This window comes from Verrucomicrobium sp. BvORR034, assembly GCF_000739635.1.
Lineage (GTDB): Bacteria > Verrucomicrobiota > Verrucomicrobiia > Verrucomicrobiales > Verrucomicrobiaceae > Verrucomicrobium.
Map to the genome: position 1 here is coordinate 21,638 of NZ_BATQ01000145.1, position 6,473 is coordinate 28,110.

The following is a 6,473-nucleotide window of genomic DNA, read 5'->3' on the forward strand; positions in this document are numbered from 1 at the left end:
AAAAACGCCATGCACGACCCACGCATAGATCAACTCGCCACTCAACTCGTCCGCTATTCGACCAGTGTGAAAAAAGGCGACCGCGTCCTCCTCGACATCTACGACGCGCCGAACTCCATCTGCCTGGCCCTGATCCGTGCCGTCGTCGCTGCCAAAGCCATCCCGGTGGTCAAACTGCATGACGCCACCGTGACCCGCGAGCTCATGAAGCACGCGGACCCCGAGGGCTACGATCTCCTCTCCAAGAACAACCTCGATCTTATGAAGGAGATCGACGTGTACATCGCCATCCGCGGCAGCCATAACATCACCGAGATGGCCGACGTGCCGGCGGACAAGATGAAGCTGGTCATGGAGAAGATGCGCCCCGTCATCAACGAACGCGTCAACAATACGCGCTGGTGCGTCCTGCGCTGGCCCACCTCCGCCATGGCCCAACAGGCGAGCATGAGCACCGAGGCCTTCGAGGACTTCTACTTCCGCGTCTGCCTCCTCGACTACAAGGCCCTCCTCCCCGCCATGAACTCCCTGAAGAAGCTCATGGACAAAGCCAACCAAGTCCACATCAAGGGTCCCGGCACCGATCTGAAATTCAGCCTCAAGGGTCTTAAGGCCATCGCCTGCGGCGGCACCCACAACATCCCCGACGGCGAAGTCTTCTCGGCTCCGGTCCGCGATAGCGTGGAGGGCGTCATCACCTACAATGCCCCGACCGTCTACCAAGGCATCGCTTTCGACAACGTGCGCCTCGAGTTCAGCAAGGGCAAGATCGTCAATGCCACGGCCAACAACACGAAGGCCATCAACAAGATCCTCGACAGCGACGAAGGCGCCCGCTACATCGGGGAATTCGCCATCGGCTTCAACCGCGAGATCCGTGAGCCCATGCGCGACATTTTGTTCGACGAGAAGATCGCCGGCTCCTTCCACTTCACGCCCGGCCAGGCCTATGAAGGCGTGGCGGACAACGGCAACCGCAGTCAGGTGCATTGGGACCTTGTCAACATCCAACGTCCCGACTACGGCGGCGGCGAGATCTGGTTCGACAACGTTCTGATCCGCAAGAACGGCAAGTTCCTGCCCAAAGAACTGGCCAAGTTGAACTAGCCCACCCCGCCCCCGTGTCGCACTCCCGGCTGGTGGCCATCCCACCAGCCTGTACAGAGGTTACCGTGATCCCTGGAGCCGCAGGATCAACTCTCCAGTTCAAGCTCCCTTCCCCGGCGATTCGAATCGCCTGCTGGCGCAATTCCTTCTCCGTGCTAGCATCCTTCCCGACATGTCTGCCTTTGCCTTTAGGATGAATCTCCGCACCCTCGCCCTCATCGCCCTGGCTGCGCTGCCCATGCTCGGACTGAGCTCGTGCTCCTCCACGTCCAAGATCAAAGGCATTCCCGACAAACTCCCGCCGATCACGTTGACGGGGACCGTTCGGACCCCTCCCCACTCGATGCCCAGCCATGCCTATCCGTTCGACTCCGATGGTCGCTACGTCAGCGATTGGGCAGCCGAAGGCGAGCGTCGTTCCGGTCGTTCCGCCGCTGCCACCTCCGCCGACCAGGAAAAATGGTCCGGCTCCCACGAAGGTGCCGCTACGGGACGACGCATTGTCATCAAGACCACCCCCAAGTCCAAGAGCTCCAGTTCCAAGACCGCCTCGTCCAAATCCAAATCTGGAAAATCCAAGTCCGGCAGCAGCGGAGGCGGCGGTGGCAGCTACGTGGTCAAGAAGGGTGACACCCTCTCATCCATCGCCCGGCGCAATGGTACCACAGTCGCAAAAATCAAGTCCGCCAACGGCATGAGTTCCGACTTCTTGAGTATCGGAAAATCCCTAAAGGTTCCCCGTTAGCAATTTGAACTGACGCAGGGAGAAGCACCGGAGCACGCGAGCATCGAGAAAGCACCCTTCACCTCGACAGCTTTATGTCCCTCCCAGGCAGGCTCGTCTCTCCCCGACCCCAGCGGACTCCTTTTACTCTGGCGGCCATTCTTGTTTGGGGGTTCTTGGCGCTCCTCGTCAACATTTCCCCCGCCCGGGCTTTTCAATTGGTAGTCGTGGACCCTGGTCATGGGGGTGCCGATGGAGGCACCTCCTGGCACGGATTGCTGGAGAAGACGCTTACTCTGGACGTCGCCAAGCGCCTGGAAACCCTTCTCCGGGACCAGGGCGTCACCACCGTGATGACCCGCCGCTATGATAAAACCGTGTCGCTTGATGAGCGGGCCATCATGGCCAACCGGTTCCCCAATTCGCTGCTGGTCAGCATTCACTTCAATGCAATCCGCGTCTCCGGCATCTCCGGGTATGAGACCTTTTACCGTGGCGCTATGAGCAAGGAGATTGCCCAGAGCATCCAGACCTCGCTCAAGGAAAACGTGCCCGGAGTGGACCGGGGCATCACGTACCAGGACTTTGCCGTCCTCACCCGTACTAAGGGCCCCGCCGTTCTGGTGGAGTGCGGTTTCCTGAGCAACCCCGCCGAAGCGATCCTCTGCAACACCCCCTCCCACCGGCAGAAGCTGGCGGAAGCGATCGCCAAAGGCATCCTGAACATCCGCCCTGCAGTGAGCGGCTGAGCCGCCAGCTCTCCCACCCTTCCTACGACGCCAGGCTGGCGCGCTGCACTTTGCCGAACTCGGTATGGAGGAACCGCTTCGCCAGCTCTTCGGAATGCTCTGACAAGTCCGTCAGATACACCTCCAGCTTGGGCTTGCCCTTGGCCGTGCGTTCCAGCCCCTGCTCCGCCAACATGCGTTTGACGTGCTCGGCACAGGTCAGGGCAGAGTCCACCATCCGCACCTTGTTGTTCAAGATCCGCTTCAGCAGCGGCTTCAGCAGCGGGTAATGGGTGCACCCCAGAACCAGAGTGTCCATGCCCTTGTCCAGCATGGGCTTGAGATACTCCCGCAGCACCATCTTCGTCGCCGGGTGGTCAATCCAGTCCTCCTCCACCAGCGGCACCAGCAGGGGCGTCGCCTCGGCGTAGATCTGCAGGTCCGGACGACGCATCGCCAACTCGTGCTGATAGGCGTGACTCTTGATGGTGCCCGCCGTGCCGATAATCCCCACCCGCTGACAGGCCGGATCGGCCAAGGTAGCCTCCACGCCCGGCTCCAACACCCCCACCACCGGGACACGAAACATCTGTCGCAACTGGGGCAACGCATGGGCCGTTGCCGTGTTGCAGGCCACCACCACCGCCTTCACCCCTTTGCTCAGCAGGAACTGGGTGTCCTCCACCGAGAACTTGCGGATCGTGTCGGGCGACTTGGATCCGTAGGGCACCCGGGCAGTATCACCGAGATAAATGATCGATTCGTTCGGCAGAAGATCCAGCAAGGCACGCACCACCGTCAGGCCGCCCACTCCGGAATCAAAGACGCCTAATGGCGCATTGGAAATGCTTTCGCTCACACCCGATAAAGACAACGAACGCCCGCAACTTCAAGCATGAATCACAAGGACTTGCATCAAGGCGGGCCCGGCGCGTCACCGGTTCCATTTGACAAAAAAGGGTACATGGAATAACATCCCACTGTCAGCCGAAGTCATTACTGCTTCCTCAGTAGTGGCGCGGGGGAACCGAACTCCTGGTTTTCGCAAGAGAATCAGGACGGGGCGAACGAAGCGGGCAACCGCTTGCAGGGACCACTTCCAAGGTCCAGCCCGTCAGCTAACCTCGCAGGCAATTTGGGAGGGACGATCTCTCTGGGGTCTGCATCGCAGGCTTCATGGTCTCCCCAACAGCAACATGCTGCCCGTGGTGGGCGACCACCTCGTTCGGCAAGGTCAACGAGAACATGAAATACCCAGCCAGCGCCAGCTGCTCCACGCACCGGCGCCACGCCATTCACCGACGGCTGCACGGCAGTCCGTCATCCCATCAGCCCTTCCTGCGCCACATCGCGCCCTAGGGTTCAGGTTCTGAATCTTCCCGTGCTTCTGCGACACGGTTCGCGGTAACACCCCACCCCGCCCTCATCTGGTGTCTTCGCCGGAGGTCCGCCTCCGCGTCGATGGCGCACTAGACAGGCGCGCCCACGGCCCGTGCCGGAGCCCGCCCAACGAACTTCTCATCAGGAAACAACGCGTCATACAGATACGCAAGCCCTCCACAGAACCTCCTCACCCTTCATCTTATGATCACGAACATCTTAGAACTGATCTGGAACAGCTGGTGGCTGAAAATCCCCCTCAGCATCATCGCCCTCTGGTATTTCCTCGGAGTTGTGTACATAGGGGAGCAGAAGGTCGGCATTGTCATCAAGCGCTTCGCCATGCGCAACCTGCCCCCGGGGCAGATCATCGCGCTGAAGGGCGAGGCCGGCTATCAGGCGGATGTGCTCCCGCCCGGCCTGCACTTCTTCTACTGGAAGTGGCAATACCGCATCCTCCACCTGCCGCTCACCTATGTACCCTCCGGTGAGATTGCCCTTGTGGTGGCCGCCGCCGGCGCACCCATCCCGCCGGGGCGCATCCTCGGTCGCACGGTTTCCTGCAACCACTTTGAGAACGCCCGGGCCTTCCTGGCCTCAGGCGGGGAAAAGGGACGCCAGCTCGCCATCCTCACCGCAGGCACCTACCGGATCAACTCCGCCCTGTTTACCGTGATCACCTCCTGGAACGCCCCCGATCACGGTCTGAGCCCCGAGATGCTTCGACTCTACAAGGTGGAGCCTGATCGCGTGGGCATTGTCACCACCCTGGACGGCGCCCCCATCGCAGAGGGCGAAATCGCAGGCACAAGCATCCCCGGACACGACAACTTCCAAAACGCGCAATCCTTCCTCGACAGCGACGGCCACCGTGGCCTGCAGGAGCAGGTGCTGCTAAGCGGCGTGTGGAACCTCAATCCCTGGTTTGCCCAGGTCGAGCAGGTGCCCATGGTGGAAATCCCCATCGGCCACGTAGGCGTCGTTATTTCCTATGTCGGCCAGGCCCATGAGGACGTGAGCGGCGTGGACTTCAAGCACGGTGACCTCGTCCTGCCCGGCCACAAGGGCGTCTGGATCTCCCCTCTCTACCCGGGCAAACACCCGCTCAACACCCGCATCATGCGCGTGGAGCTGGTTCCCACCACCAACATCGTCCTGAACTGGGCCACCCGCACGGAGTCGCATCAGTTTGATGCCAAGCTCAGCTCCATCACCGTGCGCTCGCGTGACGGTTTCGCTTTCAATCTTGACGTGTCCCAGATTATTCACATTGGCGCCCTTGAGGCCCCCAAGGTGATCAGCCGCGCCGGCTCGCTCCAAAACCTCATCGACCACGTGTTGCAGCCCATTGTGGGCAACTACTTCCGCAACTCCGCTCAGGACTACACGGTGCTCGACTTCCTCAGCGCCCGCAGCCACCGCCAGTCTGAAGCCGCCGAACACATTGCCACCGCCCTGCGTGAGTACGACGTGGAAGCCATCGACACACTGATTGGCGACATCACCCCGCCCGAGCAGCTCATGAAGACGCAGACCGACCGCAAGATCGCGGAGGAGCAGCGCAAGACCTATGAGATGCAGGAGGCCGCGGAGACTCAACGCCAGCAGTTGGTGCGCCAGACCTCGCTCGCAGACATTCAGCATCAGGTGGTGGGCGCAGAGCAGGGCGTGCAGATTGCCGAGCTCCAGGCCCGCGCCAGCGTGCGCAAGAGCGAGGGCGAGGCCGAAAGCATCCGCCTCCGGGCCAACGGGGAGGCCGACGCCATCCGTGCCACTGGTAACGCCAAGGCGGAGGCCTACACGGCGGGTGTCGAATCACTGGGCCACCAGAACTACGCCATGCTCCAGCTCATGCAGATCATCGGCGAGCGCAACGTCCGCGTCGTGCCCGATGTCGCCGTCACAGGCGCCCAAGGTGGCAGCGGCCTGCTGGATGCCCTCATGGCCATGATGGTGAAGCGCGACACCTTGCCACAGCGCCCCGCAAGTGAGTTGAACTAAGCTGGGCCCATCCGTTTCCCACCCCAAAACCAAAACCAAAAAAACAAAAAACAAGCAGAGCGGGCGGAGGAGAATCCGCCCGCTTTTGATATGCCAGAGTGTTCCTGAAGATTAACCACAGAGGCACAGAGAACACAGAGGGCTCACTAGGATTCAGAAGGGCTGAGCTGAAGAGTTGTTGGTTCATAAGACCTCTCCACCGCCGCAGATAGCGCCAATCGTTGCGCCGCCCCCAGTCATAGCCTGCGGAGCTCTGTTTGTAGTACAACTTTAGTTTGCCAAGCTCGAGGAAAGCGTCCTGAGCAAACTAAAGTTTGAACTACGAACAGCTACCATTTCACCCGCACTCTGAACCCTCCGGGTTCATGAGCCAACTCGCAAAAATTGACGCACCGACGCACCGACGCACCGACGCACCGACGCACCGACGCACCGACGCACCGACGCACCGACGCACCGACGCACCGACGCACCGACGCACCGACGCACCGACGCACCGACGCACCGACGCACCGACGCACCGACGCACCGAC

The 6,473-nt window shown here is 61.1% G+C and carries 5 protein-coding genes and 1 riboswitch; of the genes, 4 read left to right on the top strand and 1 reads right to left on the bottom strand.

What is annotated here, in order from left to right:
• Window positions 1-9: 9 nt before the first annotated feature.
• The 3 genes from BV034_RS25570 to BV034_RS25580 all read left to right on the top strand — a co-directional run bounded on the left by BV034_RS25570 (window position 10) and on the right by BV034_RS25580 (window position 2,580).
• Window positions 10-1,107 carry an aminopeptidase gene (locus BV034_RS25570; protein WP_050029797.1) on the top strand — a complete coding sequence of 366 codons (1,098 nt, stop codon included), beginning with the start codon at window positions 10-12 and terminating at the stop codon, window positions 1,105-1,107.
• A gap of 193 nt (window positions 1,108-1,300) precedes the next feature.
• Window positions 1,301-1,852, top strand: coding sequence for a LysM peptidoglycan-binding domain-containing protein (locus BV034_RS25575; protein ID WP_050029798.1), 552 nt, complete (start codon window positions 1,301-1,303; stop codon window positions 1,850-1,852).
• Between the two features lie 155 nt (window positions 1,853-2,007).
• Entirely contained in the window at window positions 2,008-2,580 is a 573-nt protein-coding gene (locus BV034_RS25580; RefSeq protein WP_050029799.1) for an N-acetylmuramoyl-L-alanine amidase, read from the top strand.
• Between the two features lie 22 nt (window positions 2,581-2,602).
• Here BV034_RS25580 and murI read toward each other — a convergent pair whose 3' ends face one another.
• Entirely contained in the window at window positions 2,603-3,418 is an 816-nt protein-coding gene (gene murI / locus BV034_RS25585) for a glutamate racemase (RefSeq protein ID WP_009960018.1), read from the bottom strand.
• 116 nt (window positions 3,419-3,534) lie between these two features.
• Window positions 3,535-3,707: riboswitch (cyclic di-AMP (ydaO/yuaA leader) on the top strand.
• Window positions 3,708-4,143: 436 nt separating this feature from the next.
• On the opposite strand from murI, the gene BV034_RS25590 reads away from it, so the two are divergent.
• Window positions 4,144-5,940, top strand: a complete 1,797-nt coding sequence (locus tag BV034_RS25590; RefSeq protein ID WP_050029800.1) for an SPFH domain-containing protein — start codon at window positions 4,144-4,146, stop codon at window positions 5,938-5,940.
• Window positions 5,941-6,473 lie beyond the last annotated feature (533 nt).

Coding starts and splice junctions, on each gene's coding strand:
- BV034_RS25570 (WP_050029797.1), top strand. CDS start 10: ATGCACGACCCACGCATAGATCAACTCGCCACTCAACTCGTCCGCTAT.
- BV034_RS25575 (WP_050029798.1), top strand. CDS start 1,301: ATGAATCTCCGCACCCTCGCCCTCATCGCCCTGGCTGCGCTGCCCATG.
- BV034_RS25590 (WP_050029800.1), top strand. CDS start 4,144: ATGATCACGAACATCTTAGAACTGATCTGGAACAGCTGGTGGCTGAAA.